This is a genomic window from Antrihabitans stalagmiti (genome assembly GCF_016482825.1).
In the GTDB taxonomy this organism is placed as follows: Bacteria; Actinomycetota; Actinomycetes; order Mycobacteriales; family Mycobacteriaceae; genus Antrihabitans; species Antrihabitans stalagmiti.
Genome location: NZ_JAEMNV010000003.1, coordinates 657,591 through 675,567, shown reverse-complemented (window position 1 = coordinate 675,567; position 17,977 = coordinate 657,591). Strand labels below are relative to the sequence as shown.

Below are 17,977 nucleotides of genomic sequence, written 5' to 3'. Positions count from 1 at the left end.
AGCGCCGGGTACGAGATTGATCATGGGCCAAACCCTATCCGGGCAAACCACCCATCGCGCGGTGCGGCCGCATGCTCGGCGGCGACGGCGCTATTGACCCACGGCCAACGGCACCCGCTCGTGCGTGAAACACGCCGATTCGTACACTGTCGAATCGAAAGCGTATCGAATCGTAAGCATGTCGAATCGAGACCCAGCTCCAACCCGGAACGAGGATGAAGAGTGAGCACAGCGAAACAAGGCCCGCTAGCCGGAGTACGCGTCGTCGAACTGGCCGGCATCGGACCCGGCCCACACGCGGCATTGCTGCTTGCCGACCTCGGTGCGGATGTCGTCAGAGTCCAGCGAGCTGGGCAACTACCCGGCGGGATGGATCGCGCGCAGCTACGTAACCGCACGGTCGTCGAAGCCAATTTGAAGGACCCGGCGGGCGTCGAGATCGTGCTCGACCTGCTCGATCGCGCGGACGTCCTCATCGAGGGTTTTCGGCCGGGGGTCACCGAGCGGCTCGGGCTCGGTCCCGCCGACGTGCATGCCCGTAATCCGAAGATCGTCTACGGCCGGATGACGGGTTGGGGGCAGGAGGGTCCGCTGGCAGATCGGGCAGGCCACGACATCAACTACATCTCCCTCACCGGCGTGCTGCACGCCATCGGCCGCAAGGGCGAGCGACCGGTTCCGCCGCTCAACATGGTCGGCGATTTCGGCGGCGGCTCGATGTTCCTCGTCTTCGGCATCCTTGCGGCTCTGGTCGAGCGCCAGACGTCGGGTGAAGGTCAGGTCGTCGATGCGGCGATGATCGACGGCACGCTTGCCCTCTCACACATGATCTGGGGTATGCGCGGCGTCGGCATGTGGTCCGACGAGCGTGGTGTGAACATGCTCGACACCGGTACGCCCTACTACGACACCTACGAGACCTCGGACGGCAAGTACATGGCCGTCGGCGCTCTCGAGCCACAGTTCTACGCACAGTTGCTCGCAGGCCTCGAGCTCGATCCTGCCGACCTGCCCTATCAGATCGATCCCGCCGGATTCCCGACGCTGCGCGAACTGTTCACCGCAAAGTTCAAGACGAAGACCCGTGACGAGTGGGCCGAGATCTTCGCAGGTACGGACGCATGCACAACACCGGTGCTCACCTTCGAGGAAGCGAACTCGAATGCCCATATTGCGGCCCGCGGCTCTTTGATCGAGGTCGACGGCGTTGTTTCCCACCTACCTGCGCCGCGGTTCTCTCGCACGCCGAATGCCGTACCTACCGCGCCGCCGCGGGAAGCGACCGACCCGTCGACGGTCTGGCGCTGACGGCCGGCCTGCGCAGCGACAAACCGCGAGAAACCTGCCGCCGTAATTTTGCCGGTTTTGCTTACGTTGGAAAAACGGGCTCATACCAACATGCACACACTCGAGAGATTAAGCTTCAAAGCCGAACCGGCAGTCCTCCCAGCGCGCAATAATCCGGATATTCAACTAGGCATCCTCCAGCAAACCGGGGAGGGTGAGATAGAGCGGTAATGTGAACAGCGTGCGGCGAACCCAGCGGCTCGGCGAAGCAGGCGCACCGGCACGCGTGCCGTTCGCTCTCGCTACGTCGACCGTCATGGCGCGTACTACGGGCGGTCTCTTCGCGATGGGCGGCATTCTCGGCACCGTACTCAGCGTCCTGATGCCCCACGACGGTCCCGGCAATCGACTCGTCGTCGCAGTCGCAGCATTCGGCGCTGTCTGTTTCGGTCTCGGTCTGGTGGTGATCGGTGATCGAGTACGCCCGAGCACCCACCAGATCCTGGTGGTTTTCGGGACGATCCTGATCACCGTCGCCGTCCACCAATCGACGAGCAACGCAGCAGCTCTCTCACTTGCCAGCTGCTACGTTTTCGTCGCCTGTGATTCGTCGTTCTTCTTCTCGTGGTTTCGCGCTGCCGGACAGATCCTGTTCGCCGTCGTGTGCTGTATGACGGTCCTTATGTTGCGGCCCGAACTGCCGTGGTGGTCGGGGTTGATTCCGTCCGGCGTCACCATCGCGGTCGGCTGCGTCGTCGGTGTCCTCGCCCGACTTGCCTCCGATGCCGATATCGATTCGCTGACCGGCTTGTTGAACAGACGTGGATTCGATCGGCGTCTCCATTTGGAAATTGCGCGAGCCACTCGTACAGGTTTGCGTCCCGCATTGATTTTGTTCGACCTCGACCGTTTCAAAACTGTCAACGACGAATTGGGCCATCGCTCCGGTGACGCCGTATTGCAACGTGTTGCCGATCAATGGCAGAAGTTACTCGGGCCGACCCGGATTCTCGCCCGCTACGGCGGCGACGAATTCGCGCTACTGGTACCGGACATGTCGGAGCAGGGTGCGATATCGCTCGCCGACCAGATGCGTGAGGCGATCGCGCTCGGGTGCTCCGCAGGCGTCACGTCGTGGCAGCCCGGCGAATCGGGTTCGTTCCTCGTAAGCCGCGCCGACGTCGGGCTCTACCGCGCAAAGCAGGCAGGCCGAAACCGAACCGTCCTGGAATCGTCACGACGACCACCCCTCGCTGTCGAACTTGTCGAGGCGATAGCGCGCGAGACCCTCGAGGTCCAGTACCAGCCCATCGTCAGCCTCGTCGACGACGGGCAGACCGTCGGCGTCGAAGCCCTCGTGCGGTGGCAGTCGGTGACGCAGCCGTCGGTGACGACCGAAGAGGTGATCCGGGTCGCCGAAGAGAACGGCCTGATCGGCAACCTCGACAAGTTCGTCCTCTACCGTGCGTGCCGGGACGCGCACGATTTCCAGAGTGCGGTCGCGGACCGTCGCCTGATACTCAACGTCAACGTTTCGGGCCTCGAGCTGGTCGAAAAAGATTACGTCGGACGAGTCGACGAAGTGTTGCGCGCTACCGGTTGGCCCGCGGCGCAGCTTGTGCTCGAAGTGACCGAAAGCGTCCTCGACGTGAACACGCCGACGGCGATCACGAACCTGACCGACCTTCGTACGCGCGGCATCAGGATCGCGATCGACGACTTCGGTACCGGCTACTCGTCGCTGAGCAGGCTCAAAACGCTGCCGACCGATTTCCTGAAGTTGGACGGGTCGTTCATCACCTCGATAACGTCCGAAGGAGAAGCTCCGCCGCTACTCGAGGTCATTGCGTTGCTCTCGACTTCACTCGGCCTTCCCGTGATTGCCGAAGGTGTGGAGAACTCGCATCAAGCTGCCGTTCTCACCGCCCTCGGCTACTCGCTCGCCCAAGGCTTCTACTACGGTAAACCGCAGTCCGCGAGGGGTTTGATCGACAGCCTGGGGACCCCGACCTCGGTAGGTACCTGAATGTGAGGTGGGGGGTGAGCACGGATCGCGCTAATCGACGATCGATCCGACGCTCTGCGCCGTCCACACTGATCCTTCCTTCTCTGATGTCTCGCACGGCCGGCGGACTCTATGTCTTCGGCGGCGTCCTCGGCACGACGGTGACGATTCTGATGCCGAACGAGACGAGCGGCAATCGCCTGATAGTCGGCAGTGTCGGTGCATCGGCACTGATCATCGGTGCGACGCTGCTCATCTTGGGACGACGAGTCGATCCGCGCACACATCCGGTGCTGATTCTCTCCGCGACGGTCCTGCTTACCGTCGCGATCGTCAACGCGACAAGCAGCATCGCGGCCCTGGCTTTCGCGTCGCTCTACGTCGCGATCATCTGTGATGCCGCCTTTTTCTTCTCGTGGGCGTGGGGTGCGGTCAACACCGTCTTCACCGTCACGATGTGCATGGTCGGCATTGCGGTCCGGCCGGATATCCCGTGGTGGACCGGACTGGTACCCGCAGGGGTATCGCTTGCGGTTGCCTGCTCTGTAGCGGTGTTGGCTCGGATGGCGTCCGACGCAGACATCGACGCGCTGACGGGCCTCGTGAACAAGCGTGGCTTCGACCGGAGCCTCGACCTGGAAATCGCGCGGGCCGGCCGAATCGGAACGCGACCGGCGATTGCGGTGTTGAACCTCGATCATTTCAAGCTTTTCAACGACTCCCGTGGTTACGCCGACGGCGACGCCGAACTGCAGCGTATCGCCGACATCTGGCGAAAGTTGCTGGGTCCGAATCGAATTCTGGCGAGGTACGGCGGCGACGAGTTCGCGCTGCTGATGCCGAACATGAGCGAGCAGGGCGTGATTCTGCTCGCCGACCGGATGCGAGACGCGATCGAGGTCGGCTGCTCCGCCGGCGTCACGTCGTGGCAGCAGGGCGAGTCTGCGTCCTATATGGTCAGTCGGGCCATGGTCGGCCTGTACCGGGCGAAACTGGCCGGGCGCAATCGGTCCGTTCTCGAAACCGGACACGATCCGCAGCCGACCGCCGCGATCCTGGATGCCATCCGGTCCGATGCCGTCGATATCGCGTTGCAGCCGATCGTCGACCTCCAAGCCTGCGGCAAGGTGGTCGGCTACGAAGCGCTCGTCCGATGGTGCGATACCTCGGCACAGACCGTGACTCCCGCCGAAATCGTCCGTGCCGCCGAAGAAAACGGCTTGATCTCACACCTCGGTGCCTTCGTTCTCGCACGTGCCTGCGAACAAGCGATGCGGTTGGCCAAGGCGACGCCGGGTGAGAAGCTGACGCTCAACGTCAATGCGTCCGGGCTCGAGTTGATCGAGGCAGGTTTCATCGCCGGAGTTGACGAGGTGCTGAGGCGAACCGGTTGGCCCGCAGACCAACTGGTGGTCGAGGTGACGGAGACGTTCCTCGACATCGACACGCCGGTCGCCATCGCCAACCTGGCTGCCCTGCGCCGACGAGGTATCAGAATCGCCATCGACGATTTCGGTACCGGGTACTCGTCACTGAGTCGTTTGATGACCCTGCCGACCGACATTCTCAAGCTCGACGCCTCGTTCGTCGCCTCGATCGCGCCCGATTCTCCGCCCCCTCCTCTACTGGAGGTGATCGCGAAACTCGGTGCAGCGCTTGGCTTGTACATCATCGCCGAAGGCGTCGAGTACACGAATCAAGCGACCGCACTTTCGACGCTCGGCTATCGGTTCGCACAGGGCTACCTTTACGGACGGCCGCAGTCGGTCGAGCAGTTGCTCGCAGATCTCGCGGCGAACCACCCCATCCCCACCTGAGCCGTCATACGCACACGAGCGTTGCTTCCTGCTCGTTGCGCGGCGACAACATGTCGTAGGCGGCAGCGAGGGCGGACACCGCTAGACAGAGATCCGCGTCGGTCTGCGCATACGGCAAGCGAATGAACCGTTCGAAGGCGCCTTCGACGCCGAATCGGGGACCGGCAGCGAGCAATACCCCGAAGTTCGGTGCGGTTGCCGCAAGTGACGTCGACACCGGCGACGGCAGTTGCACCCAGAGCGACATGCCACCCGATCCGTTGATCGGCCTCCAGTCGGGCAGGTGATCGGCCAACGCGGTCAGCAGTGAATCACGTTGCCTTCGAAGCAGATTGCGGCGCGCATCCAGTATCGCGTCGGCGTCGGCGAGGAGGTGTGCCGTCGCGAGTTGGTCCATGATCGGAGTTCCGAGGTCCACTGCGGATCGGGTGCCTGCGAGGCGGGTGACGAGTGCCGGATTCGCTCGAATCCACCCGACTCGAAGTCCACCCCAGAACGATTTGGACGCCGACCCGATCGTGACGATCTCCGAACCTCGTGCGAACGATGCAACCGGCGTCGGTGGCTCGACGTCCAGATTCAACTCGGCCATCGATTCGTCGACGACGATGGTCATCCGGGTCTCGCGTGCGATGCGGGCAAGTTCGGCCCGACCGTGATCGTCGAGACACAGGCCGGTCGGGTTGTGGAAGTCCGGCACGAAGTAGGCCATCTTGGCTGCGGTTTGCCTTGCGGCACTACGAATTCCGTCGAGATCCCAGCCACCCGAGTTGCCGTCCTCCGGGCGCAGTGCGACCGGAACAGGCCTGGCGCCTGCATTACGGATAGCCTCGATACCGTTCGGGTAGGTCGGATGTTCGATCAGGACGCGCTCACCGGGCGAGGTGAGGGCGGCGATAAGCAGCCGCAGTGCATGCTGCGCGCCGAGAGTGACCATGATCTGTTCCGGCTCGGTCGGCAGCCCACGAGCGCGATAGCGCGCGGCGATGGCCTCGCGCAGCACCGCGATCCCGATCGGCTCCATACCGTGGGACGGCAGGTAGGCGGGCAATGCCTGCAGTGCAGCGGCGTAGGCGCCTTCGACCTCGGGCGGCGCGGGCAGTGCCGCGTAGCTCATATCGACGGCAGGGCGGTCCGGTTTGGCCACGGTCGCCTGAAACATCAAGCCGTTCGGCGTCGCACCGGAAGGTAGTGCGACTGTGCTTCGGCTCCCCTGCCTGCTGATGAGGTAGCCGTCCTCGCGCAACAGCGAATAGGTGGATGTGATGGTCGTGCGGCTCAGGGCCAGTGCGCTCGCGAGGTCGCGCTCGCTCGGCAGTGCAACGCCGAGCGGCACCCGACCGTCGTGGATCAGCAACCGAATGTTGTCGGCCAGTGCCTGATAGGCGGGCTTCGACGACTTTCGGGAACTTGCCGAGTCGTCGTGGCGGCCCTGCCGCCATTGCCCCAGATCGCGGGTCAGCGAACTCACGCCCAACACTCTCATAGCCATGCAGTCCAGTATTTGCGACTTGGCTCTTTTTTGCAAGGCCAGCTCGCCGCATTGTTTTCCTATGACTACTTTCCTGGCGCTCCTGGCGATAGCGACCTTCGCGGCCATCGTGTACCACTACGCACCCGAGGGTTCCAAACACGGAATCTTCCACCTCGACCAGTTCCGACCTGCGGCTCCGCTGGCGGGCTTCTTCTACGGAGACCGCGAGCAGGATCGGCTCCAGCAGGAGTTGAACGCGATCGCGAGCCGTCGCGACGACGACGAGTGGCCCGAATACGCGAGGCCCGCGACCCCCAAGGCCGCTGAAGTCCCGGAGGAGCCTTCGCAGAAGTTTGCGGCGTGAAGTCCAGTTTTCAGAACTGGACTGACTGTCGGTGGGTACGGGGATACTCGAACACATGACAGACGGTCGGGTGGCAAGCGGTGGATACACGCTGTTCGATACCGCGATCGGCACCTGCGGTATCGCCTGGAACGACCTCGGGGTCGTCGGTCTGCAGCTACCCGAACGCGATGTGGAAGACACGGCGATGCGCTCGGCGCTGGCCTCGGGCAGCTCCGACCACACGCCGCCACAAGCACCGCCGTCGCGTATTGCGACAGCGATCGAGGCGATCATTGCCCATCTCGACGGCTCCCCCGACAACCTGCGATGGATCGAACTCGACACGACCGGAGTTCCGGAGTTCAACCGCAGGGTCTACGAGGCCATCCGAGCAATCGACTCGGGGTCGACACTCACCTACGGCGAGGTCGCCGCGCTGGTCGGAGCGCCCGGCGCTGCGCAAGCCGTTGGACAAGCATTGGGGCGCAACCCTTTTCCAATAATCATTCCGTGCCACCGAGTTCTTGCCGCCGGCAACAAGGTCGGCGGGTTCACCGCCTTCGGCTCTACCCAGACGAAGCGACAGCTGCTGGCAATCGAGCAGGCGCCAGGATTCGATGCTCCGACGCTCTTCTGACCGTCGAGCAGACACCGTTCGGGACCGCTACGAGAGCGGCTGCCAAAGCCGCTTCGGCGACCTCCCGCAGCCGGGGAATTTTCCGTGTGGAAATCAGTGCATCGGGCGACAACTGCGGTAGCGAGTGCATCTCCGCATTGTTACCGGTAACAAACGGCCGAGCAACATTCGTTGTATCCGCCTAGAGACACCCCTGTTGCAAGCCGTGATACTTGTCTTCGACATCAGGTCGGTGTGCGACGACGGCGTCGTACATGCAGTTCTGCCCGACCCGATTTTCGAAAGGGGCTACAACGTGGTTGCCAGTCGAAGGAAAGACGCGTCTCGCGTCCGCAAGGTTGCTCAGGTCAGGTCCGAGCAGACGCACGTTCGTAACGAGTTCACCGATCGGAGCCTGCAGTCCCGCGGACTGGACCTCGGCATTCGACTGACCGTCCGACCACTCATCGCGGCCTGGGCGTTGGCGCCAAATCTTCCGTGGCCGTACAAAGCCTTGGACCAGATCGGCCGGTTGCTGCCTTCGGTACCCGGCACCACCCGACGAGGTGTTTCCCTACCGAACTGCAAGGCGGAAATTGCGACGCCGGAGCGCGTCGACAGCGACCGCTACGTCGTCTACATGCACGGTGGCGCGTTTCTCGTCGGTGGCCGACATTTGCACTCGCAGCTGATCTCGCGGCTGGCACGCGACCTGTCGGCCGAAGTACTCCAAGTCGACTACCGAATGATGCCCGACTATTCGATCGACGACGGTGTCGCCGATTGCCTCGACGCGTATCGCTACGCACTTGCCAGTGGCGTTCCCGCGGAACAGATTGTGTTTGCAGGCGATTCGGCGGGTGCCTACCTCGTCTTCATGACTGCGATCGTCGCGCGTGAGCAAGGCCTTCCGGTGCCAGGTGCAATCGTATCGATCTCACCGCCGACCGAATTCGAGCTCGAATCCAAGCTTCGAGCCGCGCACAACGACGCCATGTTCACGAAGTCGTTCGCTCGTGAATTTATGAAGATGGTCGCGAGTCGAACTGTGCCGCGCTCCTTGGTCGGCTCCGATTGCACCGGACTCCCGCCGTCTTTGATCCAAGTCAGCGACGCCGAGCTGCTGTACCCGGACGCCGAGCGTTTCGCAGTCGAACTCGGCCGGGCAGGCGTTTCCTGCGAACTGCAGGTGTGGCACGGGCAGATTCACGTGTTTCAAGCGGCTGCAAGCATCGTTCCCGAAGCTGCTGCGGCGCTCGACGAGGTTGTCGGATTCGTCGAACGCACGCTGGTGGCCAATTCAGCCGCTCGCTCGGCGTAAACGATCTCAAGTCAGCGCGTGTTTGAGCGCACGAGCGAGCGCATCTCGATCGGGCGCGTCGAGTTTGATGCAGGCCCGGTAGATGTGCCCCTCGACCGTCCGAACCGAAACCGCGAGCTTGTCGGCAATCTCCTTGTTGGACAAGCCGAGTGCGACGAGAGCAGCGATATCACGCTCCCGCGACGTCAGCGGTAGCGGATTCGACGCGTCGATGATCGCGGGTGATCTGGCGTCGTCGCACTCTTTGGCAAGACGTGCGGCAGTCGCTGCCGACGACACCTGGCCGCGCCGATTTTTGTTGCGCTCGTAGGCGATCGAGGATTGCGCGGCCGCGTCTGCCGCCAACAGGATCGCCCCCATCCGTTCCCACAGCGCGGACGCGACGATCAACCCGGAACCGTCGTCAGCGGCGAAGGCCGCCGCGTGCGCGGCCTGCATACGCATCGGCTCGGCGTCGACCGAATCCGTCAACTCGGCCAATCGTTTTGCGACGCTTCGATCTCCGAATCGCGCCGCCGCGAACAGCGCGTTGGCCTCGACGGTCCAGCGGCCGGATTGTGCTGCGATGGAAGCAGATTCGAGTGCGTGCGCGACCGCGGCCGACGACTGCCCCTGCGCGGCTGCGAGCCAGCCACGTGCAATTTCCAGTTCCGTTTCCAGAAGCTGCCCAGCGCCGCCGATCAACTTCTCCGCGCGCGCGAGTGCTTGCGTCGCCACCTCGACCTTGCCGAGCAACGCCGCCGTCTGGCACAGGTTGGTCGCCGCGAAGAATTCCCACGACTGCCCGACGCCCTGCAGTGCCGCGATCGCCTGCTCGAACTCACGACGAGCAGACTCGAGCCGGCCCGTTGCAAGGTAGACCTGGCCGAGCAGCACACCGGCTTTGGCACGCGCTGGTTGCTGACCTACCGCGTAGCCGACATACCGGTTGGCAGCGACCTCGGCAGCCTCGAGATCGCCATGAATCACGAGTGCGGGGACTTCGAGTAAACCGAGATTGAAACGCAGCAGACCGGACTTCGATTGCGAGGCAGCGCGGAGACCCCGCTGGACCAGGTCGAGCGTCTGCTCGATTCGACCGGACTGCAGATGAATACTCGCGGCGATGAAGGCCGCCCAGCCCTGCGACGCAGGACCTGTGAGGTCGGAGTCAAGCACCTCGTGTGCCGTTCGAAGTGATGCCCCGACGTCGTTGTCGACCATCGCCTGCCACATGTCGACGAACACCACGATCGGCCGCGCCGTCAGTCGGGAACGGACGCCGCGCAACACGGTGTCGGCCGAATCACGGTCCCCCAGCATCCAATACAGGTTGGCAGCGCGGGTGGTCGACCAGATCGCGAGCTGGATTTCGTCGAGACCATCGGGGTCGAGCTCGGCGAGAACCGCTTCGGCTTCGCGCCCTTTGCCCTGCCAGGACAGCGACTGCGTAAGTGCAAGAGCAGCTTTGAACCCGCCGCCGAGTGCGACCGCGCGGCGTGCAAGTCGCTCACCGAGCTCCAGATTGCCCAATGTCATTGCGTCGCCACTGGAATCGACCATCGACTCGACGTCGGGTTCACGGTCGCTGTCGAGTGCGAGGGCAACAAGCGCGATTCGGTCGCTGACGTGGGTCGGTCTGCTCGCAGACAGCGCGCCGACGAGTTCACCTCTGATCCGTCGCGCCTTCAGCGTCCCGGTGCGTGCACGAATCACCTCGGCGTAGATCGGATGTGACAGGGCGACAGTGTCCTTGTCCGCGTTGCTCAGCGACTTCGTCAGGCCTGCGGCGGCAGCTGCATCGACCGCACCGGGTTCACGCAACGACCGCAGTACGTCCGCGTCGAGATTTCCGCCGAACGCCAACAGTTCGACGACCTTCAGCGATTCCTCGGGCAAGCCCGCCAGCCGCGCCTCGACGAGCGTCGACAGTTGTGGATTGATCACCGTCGGCCCCCGGAGTTGCCACACGCCGGCCACACGTCGCAGATTGCCCGCTTCGATCGCGCCTTCGACGAGGTGTCGCAGAAACAACGGATTGCCTTGCGACGTCTGCAGCAGCCGGTCGGCGCTGACGTCCTCGAGAGGTCCTTGCAGAACGGTTTCGACGACGTCGACAATCTCGTCGCGACTGAACGGGCTCAGATCGACCCGGGTGAGCAGGCCGTCGCGCCACAGCGCACTGATCGCGTCCGGCACATCGGACTCGATTCGGACGGTGACGACAAAGTGTGCGGCCCGCTCCATCGCCAACTGATGAACTACGGTGGCCGAGAGTCGGTCCAGCAGGTGCGCGTCGTCGACACCGACAACAACGTTGGGGTCGCCGAGCAGCAGGTGCTCGCGGACGGTCCGCAGTATCGCGTGGGGTTCCCGCCGGTCGGACACCTCGACGAGGTGAGCGAAAGCGCCGAGCGGAATACCTTTCGCGGTCTCGGTTCCCGCAACCCAGCGCGTAGTGCCGCTGAGCTGTTTCACCGTGTGCCGAGCGAGCGTCGTCTTGCCGAGCCCGGACCCGCCTGTGAGTACGACACCGCGCGGCCCGCCTCGGCTGCGCAACGCGGCCGACAGGGTGGTCAGGTGGCTTTGCCGTGCAACGGTGGGCCACGGCGACAACATGAACGAATTCTAGGGCGCTCCGCGCCTCGTGAGTCTTTTTGGTGGGCGGGCCCGCCGAAAAGACTCACGAGCAGCGGAGCTGCCTATGCCAAAATGTCGCGGCGCACGATCGTCTGATCGCGACCGGGGCCGACGCCGACGCACGAGATGTGCGCTCCCGCCAGATCTTCCAGGCGCAGCACGTAATCCTGTGCATTTTTCGGCAGGTCTGCGAACGTGCGCGCGCCCGAGATGTCTTCCCACCAGCCGGGCATTTCCTCGTAGATCGGCTTCGCATGGTGAAAACCGGTCTGCGTCATCGGCATATCGTCGAAGCGTTCGCCGTCGACCTCGTAGGCAACGCAGATCGGCACGGTGTCCAGGCTCGACAGCACGTCGAGCTTTGTCAGGAAGTAGTCGGTGATGCCGTTGACCCGCGTCGCGTAACGAGCGATGACAGCGTCGAACCAGCCGCAGCGCCGTGCCCGACCGGTGGTCACGCCCACTTCGCCGCCCTGTTTCGCCAGGTAGACACCGTATTCGTCGAACAGCTCCGTCGGGAACGGACCCGACCCGACTCGGGTTGTGTAGGCCTTGAGAATGCCGAGAACGGTGGTGATCCGGTTAGGTCCGATACCCGAACCGACGGCAGCGCCGCCGGCTGTCGGGTTGGACGACGTCACGTACGGGTAGGTGCCGTGATCGACGTCGAGCAGTGTGCCCTGCGAACCTTCGAGCAACACCGTCTCGCCGCGCTCGAGTGCATCGTTGAGCAGCAGGCGCGTGTCGCTGATGCGGTGCTTGAAGCCTTCTGCCTGCTGGAGCACCTCGTCGACGACCTGCTGGGCGTCGAGCGAGCGGCGGTTGTAGATCTTGACGAGCACCTGGTTCTTGAATTCCAGTGCAGCCTCGACCTTTTGGGTGAGGATCTTCTCGTCGAGCACGTCGGCGGCGCGAACCCCGACCCGAGCGAACTTGTCCTGGTAACACGGGCCGATGCCACGACCGGTGGTACCGATCTTGTTGTTGCCGAGGAAGCGCTCGGTGACCTTATCGATGGCGACGTGGTACGGCATGATCAGATGCGCGTCGGCCGACAGCAGGAGCTTGTCGGTATCGACGTCGCGGGCTTCGAGTCCGGCGAGTTCGTCGAGCAATACACCAGGGTCGACGACGACTCCGTTGCCGATCACGTTCGAAACGCCCGGCGTCAGAATGCCCGAGGGAATCAGGTGCAGCGCGAAGTTGTCGCCGTTGGGAAGCACAACAGTGTGGCCTGCGTTGTTGCCACCCTGATACCGAACTACCCACTGGACGCTGCCACCGAGCAGATCCGTAGCTTTGCCTTTGCCCTCGTCGCCCCATTGGGCGCCGATCAGCACTATTGCCGGCATTGAGTTTCTCCTACGGTCGTTGCGCAGCGTCGCGAAGGCTGGCTGCAGCGTCCTGCCGTTCCTGCGGCAGTGGCCGGGAGCACAGTCTAGTCGAGAGGGTGCGGTCCACCCCAACCATGCTCTGCGCATTCAGCGTGCGGCTATCGTGGCAGTCTCGCACCGCGTCATATTCCCGCGCCCGACACGAGGAGCATTACGTGCACATCTTCGTCCTGCGCTGTGGCGACGGACCGGTGCCTCTTGCACTGGCGTCCCACACTGCGACGACGGTGCCACCGATCCCGACTGCGAGCGATCTCGAGGATCTGCTGCATGCGATCGACGACGAGAAGCAGCCCCGATTGATCGTGCTCGGCGACGATTCGGCGCTCGCGGCGGTCCTGACTGTGTTGATGCGAACCGAAAGACTGCAGGTCGAGGTCGGGTACGTCCCGTGCGACCCGTCGCCGTCCGCGCGGATCTACTCGACCGGCACCGGCGCGCAGGCAGCGAACAACGCCCTCAACGGCTCCCCGGTCGAAATGCCGCTCATCCGCGACGACCTCGGCATCGTCCTCGTCGGTGGCGCCACGATCACCGGCCCGCCAGGGGAAAAACTCGAGGGCGAGGCATACGTCGACGACACCAAACTCTTCACCGGTTTGATCGAGTCGATCGCGCTCGAGCCGACTGCCGCTTTGCCGGGGTTGCGCGCATATGTCCGGCGCCGCACCGTCTTCACTCGACGCCGGTGGGTGTCGGGGCGAGCGATGCAACTCGGTGCCCGTACCGCAGTGCTCGTTCGTGACGGGGTCCCGAGTGCGCACAGCCAGACCAGGTCGGCTTTCTACCGCCACCACGAGCCCTGGCTGCTGGTGCGATGACGTACCCGTCACGCATACGCGCCAACGCTGTCCGGCCGAGCCCGGTGTTCCTGGCCGTCATCGCGCTCGCGGCGGTAGGTGGTGCGATCGCGTGGTCGGCTGACGTCGACAGCATCCTCGCCCACGTCGGCGTGATCATCTTCGTGGTGTTCGGCTGGATCGTGTCCCTGTGTCTGCACGAGTTCGCACACGCCTACACAGCGTGGCGTGCCGGTGATCGCGAGGTCGAGGTCCGCGGCTATCTGACGCTGAACCCCCTCAAGTACAGCCATCCGTTGCTCTCCATCGGATTGCCGGTTCTGTTCATCGCGATGGGCGGCATCGGATTGCCCGGCGGTGCGGTCTATGTACGGTCGGGCATGTTCGGCCCTGCGGTGCAGCGCAGGATCAGTCTGGCTGGACCCGCGGTGAACGCGGCGTGCGCGGTTGTTCTGCTGACGATCGTCAAGATGTTCGGCAGTTCCACCGAAAACGAAGCATTTTGGTTCGGAGCGAGTTTCCTTGCGTTCCTGCAGATCACCGCAACGGTGCTGAACATGCTGCCGATACCCGGCCTCGACGGTTACGGCGCGCTGGAGCCGTCGCTGAGTCCGAAGACTCGCCACACGTTGGAGCAGTACAAGTCACTCGGTCTGCTTGCCGTGTTGGCGCTGCTTTTCGTCCCGCAGCTCAACGCGGCGTTCTTCGACAGCATCTACTGGCTGTTCGAGCTGTCGGGGATACCGTCGTGGTGGTCAGGCAATGGCGCCTTCCTCACCCAGTTCTGGCGCGGGCTCTGACGCCGCCGTCTCGCCCAGCAGTATTTCGACCGCGCGTTCGGCCACGGCCGCAATCGTTTTGGACGGATTTCTACCGATTGCATACGGAATGATCGAACCGTCCATGACGTACAAGCCCTCGTAGCCGAACACTTTGCCGGCATGGTCGACAACACCCTTGTCCGGCGACGACGCCATGTTGCAACCACCGAGCGGGTGCGGGGTGATCAATCCTCGAAAAAGCTTCCAGAACAACGACGGCCATGTGGTTCCACCGGTCTTCGCGGTCAATTCTCGATGCTTCGTGCGCATCGCCTCGATGGTCTGGATCGAATCCGCGGGATCCCACTTCATCTTCAGCGCCGGCGATCGGCGACGACGCCACGATCGGCGAATGTAGAGCTCACCGTTGGACGCGTCGATCGCCTGGCCGAACCACGGCATGAAAGACACTGCTGCACCACGATTGTGCAGCCACTTCTTGAATCCGCGGGACTGCGCGTCGGTTTTGAAAAACACATCAGCGAGGTTGGGTATACCACCGTCTTCGACGAAGAAACGCGCATCGGGTCCGTCGAGGTAGTCGATCGCTGCGGTGATCACCGGTCCCTTCGTCGGCTCGACGGGTCTGTTGCGGTAGCGCGCGATGGTGAGGAAGTCGCCGTTGGAACTCCAACCCTTGCCGAGTGCACTCGGCAGGTCGGGCAGCGTCTTCTCGACATCCCGCGACCATAGGAGGATCTCGGTCGAACCGAGCGAGCCCGCGGCGAGAATCACGTTGTGGGCCAACACGGTTTCGTTTGTCGGCACGGGCGTTCGGAAGTCCCGGTAGTGCACAACCCAGGCGTCACCCGCTTTCGAGAGGTGACTCACCTGGCAAAGTGGACGAATGTCCGCTCCTGCCACACGGGCCCGGGCAAGGTAGTTCACATCGAGGGTGTGCTTGGCGCCCACCGCGCAACCGATGTCGCAGTTACCGCAATGGATGCACGCCTTCTGCCCGTTCTCGTCCGTCGAACCATTCGAGGAAAAGTTGACGGCCAACGGGAGCTTGCGAAACTTGGCGGCCGGGTCGACTTGCGTGATCGCATCGTGCATCAGGTGGTATCGCACGGAGAGCTGATTGTCGGGAACTACTTCCGCTGGCATGACCTCTTCGACCCTCTTGTAGAACGGCCGCAACGTAGCCGATGTCAGCTCTGGCGGCCAGTTCTTCAGGAACGCCTCCTCGCCGGCATCGACGGATACGTTGGCGTAGATGAGGGAACCGCCGCCGACCCCGGCTCCACAGACCACGGTCATGTCGCCGTCCATTCGGCGAACTTCGATCCACCCGTTCCAGCGCTGCGGATTTCGGTTGCTGTAGAACCAGTTTCGTCCGGACTGGCTCGGATAGTCCTTGACCTCCCACTCCCGGCCACGTTCGAGAACGAGGACCCCCTTTCCCGCCTCTGCCAGCCTGCATGCCGCAACCGCACCACCGAATCCGCTACCGACAACGACGAAGTCGAGTGGCTCGCTGTTCATGCCCGCCTCCGCAACAGATAGGTCGATACCAAGCCGGTGGTGAAAAAGGTCAGAAATCGCAGCACGTTCCACACGCGAACGGGCCAGCGCGCGCGAGTGCCGCGCATCGTCGCGAGCATCGCCAACACGCCGGACAGCTTCAGGCGCACAATCCCGGCGCCCACGATGGTGCCGCTGCTGCCGTGTCCTTCGTGGACGGTCGCGTACAGCGTTGTCGTCGCCGGCCACAATCGCCAAACAGCCTCGACACGGATATGTTTCACGCCGACGATCCAGTGCGGACGGCCGTCGATGGTAACCGGCAGCTCGTAGATCATGTGCGTCGTCCTGGCGTGCTCGGTCGGTGTGAACAGACCGAAGGTGCCGGCGACACGGGAGCCGAACTGCTCGCCCCATCTCGGCACATCTACGTCGGCGAGCAAGCCGCCACGATGGTTCGGATCGTCGAGAAATGCTGTGAGGTCGGGGATGTCGATCGTCGCATCGACAACGAATCCCACCGAGTTCGGGTTCTGGTAACCCGCACGCGGATCGGTTGTGCCGAGCGACAATTGCCCAGTCATGACTTCACGAAAGGTGACTCCGCTCATCGGTCGGCCCTCGCGAGGTAGGCCAGTTTGTAGAACCAGCAGGCGACGGCTGCCCAGACGATCAGCCGAACTGTAAGTGCTACAGCACCTTCGACGTCACGATGGGCCAGAACCGTCGACACGACAGCCGACCCGAAAGCGATCACACCGGCCGCACGTACCCCGCTGAACCACTCTGTGACCAGTAGCACTGCAGCGGTTGCCAGGCAAAGGTAGGTCAGGACGAAGAACCAGCCGGTGGGCAGCACATGCTGCGGTGCGGCAGTGCTACCAAGTTGGCGAGCCAGTCCGGCTCCGAGCAATATCGACGCTCCTGCCAGTAGCGCCAGGTTGCTGAAGAGGATCACGCGCGGCATGGTCAGTCCTTGCCCAACTCGTCGATGATCATCGGAAAGACTTCGGTCGCAGCATTTTTCCCGAGGAACACATCGAGATGTCCGTAGTCGGGCAGTACCCGGAAGCTGTGCCGACCATGCTCGTAGGCGTCGAAGAATTCGAAGGTCTTCGCCATCCCAGACGGGAGAAAGGTTGCATTCCGTTCGCCTGTCACGAAGGCGAACCGCGCGTCGGTCTGCGGTGGTTTCGAGGTGAACGTTGCAGGCAGTACGTCGCGATGCCGATCCGACGACACCAGTTCGCCCGCCTCGATAGACTCCTGAATCTGCAGGAAGAACGACATCGGTGCCTGCGCCACTTCACCTTTGAGCCACTCGTGTGTTGCGTCCGTCAGGTTCTCGTGCCGCCACAACGTCGGAAACCCGGTGCCGTACATGAAGCTCGACATCTTGCACACCGAGTTGTTGCATTCGTGATGGACCGCCCGCATCGCAAAGTTCAGTAGCTTCGGCACCGCACCCGGTGCGTGCAAACCCCACTGCGCGTTGAGTTCCGTGACGAACGGGCGCAGGGCCGCCATCGCCAACGGCATCTTCACCCACATCAACTTCGGCACATGCGGGTGCAGGGCAACGGAATTGCTGACGACCGTCGACACCTGAGGCAGCAGACCGGAGACGATCGACATCATAAAACTGGTCGATCCTTGGCAGTGCACGATCGCTTTGATCCTGTCCCGCTTCGTCACGGCGCAGATCGTGGCGACGGCAGCGGGATGGTCGTATACGGCGGCGTCGTCGAGTGTGAAGTCCGTCGCAGGTAGGTCGATGCTCGCTCGCCAGTCGAGAAGCCAGACGTCGTAGCCTTCGTCGGACAGCATTCGAGGCAACGTCCGCGGCAGTGGCGGGCTGAAGATCCCTGCCCGCACACTCGTTCCAGCGATCATCAGCACCGGACCGAGCTCGTTGACCCCCGACCTCGGCTGCAATCGGTGAAGCAGCAACCGCCGTCCATCGAGAGCGTCGAAGCCGATCGTCTCGAACGCCCCATTCAGAACACCTGTCAC

15 protein-coding genes are annotated in these 17,977 nt (G+C 63.3%); 8 read left to right on the top strand and 7 right to left on the bottom strand.

The window, feature by feature from the left end; translation table 11 throughout:
* Nucleotides 1-222 precede the first annotated feature (222 nt).
* The 3 genes from JGU71_RS11885 (at nucleotide 223) to JGU71_RS11875 (ending at nucleotide 5,109) form a co-directional block, all read left to right on the top strand.
* Complete coding sequence (locus tag JGU71_RS11885; RefSeq protein ID WP_199704321.1) at nucleotides 223-1,308, top strand: CaiB/BaiF CoA transferase family protein; 1,086 nt, start codon at nucleotides 223-225, stop codon at nucleotides 1,306-1,308.
* A 220-nt stretch (nucleotides 1,309-1,528) separates the two neighbouring features.
* Nucleotides 1,529-3,313, top strand: a complete 1,785-nt coding sequence (locus JGU71_RS11880; RefSeq protein ID WP_307829604.1) for a putative bifunctional diguanylate cyclase/phosphodiesterase — start codon at nucleotides 1,529-1,531, stop codon at nucleotides 3,311-3,313.
* A gap of 86 nt (nucleotides 3,314-3,399) precedes the next feature.
* Nucleotides 3,400-5,109, top strand: coding sequence for a putative bifunctional diguanylate cyclase/phosphodiesterase (locus tag JGU71_RS11875; protein ID WP_199704320.1), 1,710 nt, complete (start codon nucleotides 3,400-3,402; stop codon nucleotides 5,107-5,109).
* A 4-nt stretch (nucleotides 5,110-5,113) separates the two neighbouring features.
* Here JGU71_RS11875 and yczR read toward each other — a convergent pair whose 3' ends face one another.
* The gene (yczR, locus tag JGU71_RS11870; protein WP_199704319.1) at nucleotides 5,114-6,601 is read right to left on the bottom strand and encodes a MocR-like transcription factor YczR; all 1,488 of its coding nucleotides are present in this window, start codon (nucleotides 6,599-6,601) and stop codon (nucleotides 5,114-5,116) included.
* Between the two features lie 61 nt (nucleotides 6,602-6,662).
* On the opposite strand from yczR, the gene JGU71_RS11865 reads away from it, so the two are divergent.
* The 3 genes from JGU71_RS11865 (at nucleotide 6,663) to JGU71_RS11855 (ending at nucleotide 8,866) form a co-directional block, all read left to right on the top strand.
* Entirely contained in the window at nucleotides 6,663-6,947 is a 285-nt protein-coding gene (locus tag JGU71_RS11865; RefSeq protein WP_199704318.1) for a hypothetical protein, read from the top strand.
* A gap of 31 nt (nucleotides 6,948-6,978) precedes the next feature.
* The gene (locus JGU71_RS11860) at nucleotides 6,979-7,566 is read left to right on the top strand and encodes a methylated-DNA--[protein]-cysteine S-methyltransferase (protein ID WP_372433152.1); all 588 of its coding nucleotides are present in this window, start codon (nucleotides 6,979-6,981) and stop codon (nucleotides 7,564-7,566) included.
* Between the two features lie 205 nt (nucleotides 7,567-7,771).
* Nucleotides 7,772-8,866, top strand: coding sequence for an alpha/beta hydrolase (locus JGU71_RS11855; RefSeq protein ID WP_307829631.1), 1,095 nt, complete (start codon nucleotides 7,772-7,774; stop codon nucleotides 8,864-8,866).
* A 6-nt stretch (nucleotides 8,867-8,872) separates the two neighbouring features.
* Here the strand turns inward: JGU71_RS11855 and JGU71_RS11850 are convergent, their stop codons facing one another.
* Nucleotides 8,873-11,464 carry a helix-turn-helix transcriptional regulator gene (locus tag JGU71_RS11850; RefSeq protein ID WP_199704316.1) on the bottom strand — a complete coding sequence of 864 codons (2,592 nt, stop codon included), beginning with the start codon at nucleotides 11,462-11,464 and terminating at the stop codon, nucleotides 8,873-8,875.
* 83 nt (nucleotides 11,465-11,547) lie between these two features.
* Nucleotides 11,548-12,837 carry an adenylosuccinate synthase gene (locus tag JGU71_RS11845; RefSeq protein WP_199704315.1) on the bottom strand — a complete coding sequence of 430 codons (1,290 nt, stop codon included), beginning with the start codon at nucleotides 12,835-12,837 and terminating at the stop codon, nucleotides 11,548-11,550.
* 197 nt (nucleotides 12,838-13,034) lie between these two features.
* On the opposite strand from JGU71_RS11845, the gene JGU71_RS11840 reads away from it, so the two are divergent.
* A complete protein-coding gene (locus tag JGU71_RS11840; RefSeq protein WP_199704314.1) occupies nucleotides 13,035-13,700 on the top strand; it encodes a hypothetical protein in 666 nt (221 codons plus the stop codon).
* Entirely contained in the window at nucleotides 13,697-14,479 is a 783-nt protein-coding gene (locus JGU71_RS11835; protein WP_199704313.1) for a site-2 protease family protein, read from the top strand. Before JGU71_RS11840 ends, JGU71_RS11835 begins: the two co-directional genes overlap by 4 nt.
* Here the strand turns inward: JGU71_RS11835 and JGU71_RS11830 are convergent.
* The 4 genes from JGU71_RS11830 to JGU71_RS11815 are packed head-to-tail and all read right to left on the bottom strand — an operon-like array spanning nucleotide 14,435 to nucleotide 17,977.
* Nucleotides 14,435-15,985, bottom strand: coding sequence for a GMC oxidoreductase (locus JGU71_RS11830; RefSeq protein WP_199704312.1), 1,551 nt, complete (start codon nucleotides 15,983-15,985; stop codon nucleotides 14,435-14,437). The two genes, JGU71_RS11835 and JGU71_RS11830, sit on opposite strands and share 45 nt — an antisense overlap.
* Nucleotides 15,982-16,548, bottom strand: a complete 567-nt coding sequence (locus tag JGU71_RS11825) for a hypothetical protein (RefSeq protein ID WP_199704311.1) — start codon at nucleotides 16,546-16,548, stop codon at nucleotides 15,982-15,984. The genes JGU71_RS11830 and JGU71_RS11825 overlap by 4 nt, the downstream gene beginning before the upstream one ends.
* 23 nt (nucleotides 16,549-16,571) lie before the next feature.
* Nucleotides 16,572-16,931 (bottom strand): hypothetical protein, encoded by a 360-nt coding sequence (locus JGU71_RS11820; protein WP_199704310.1) that lies wholly within the window; start codon nucleotides 16,929-16,931, stop codon nucleotides 16,572-16,574.
* Between the two features lie 2 nt (nucleotides 16,932-16,933).
* On the bottom strand, nucleotides 16,934-17,977 hold the full coding sequence (locus JGU71_RS11815; RefSeq protein ID WP_199704309.1) for an alpha/beta hydrolase family protein: 1,044 nt from the start codon (nucleotides 17,975-17,977) through the stop codon (nucleotides 16,934-16,936).

What these genes read in the sequence shown, in the direction of transcription:
- JGU71_RS11875 (WP_199704320.1), top strand. Translation starts at nt 3,400, where the DNA reads ATGTCTCGCACGGCCGGCGGACTCTATGTCTTCGGCGGCGTCCTCGGC.
- yczR (WP_199704319.1), bottom strand. Translation starts at nt 6,601, where the DNA reads ATGGCTATGAGAGTGTTGGGCGTGAGTTCGCTGACCCGCGATCTGGGG.
- JGU71_RS11865 (WP_199704318.1), top strand. Translation starts at nt 6,663, where the DNA reads ATGACTACTTTCCTGGCGCTCCTGGCGATAGCGACCTTCGCGGCCATC.
- JGU71_RS11850 (WP_199704316.1), bottom strand. Translation starts at nt 11,464, where the DNA reads ATGTTGTCGCCGTGGCCCACCGTTGCACGGCAAAGCCACCTGACCACC.
- JGU71_RS11845 (WP_199704315.1), bottom strand. Translation starts at nt 12,837, where the DNA reads ATGCCGGCAATAGTGCTGATCGGCGCCCAATGGGGCGACGAGGGCAAA.
- JGU71_RS11835 (WP_199704313.1), top strand. Translation starts at nt 13,697, where the DNA reads ATGACGTACCCGTCACGCATACGCGCCAACGCTGTCCGGCCGAGCCCG.
- JGU71_RS11830 (WP_199704312.1), bottom strand. Translation starts at nt 15,985, where the DNA reads ATGAACAGCGAGCCACTCGACTTCGTCGTTGTCGGTAGCGGATTCGGT.
- JGU71_RS11825 (WP_199704311.1), bottom strand. Translation starts at nt 16,548, where the DNA reads ATGACTGGGCAATTGTCGCTCGGCACAACCGATCCGCGTGCGGGTTAC.
- JGU71_RS11820 (WP_199704310.1), bottom strand. Translation starts at nt 16,931, where the DNA reads ATGCCGCGCGTGATCCTCTTCAGCAACCTGGCGCTACTGGCAGGAGCG.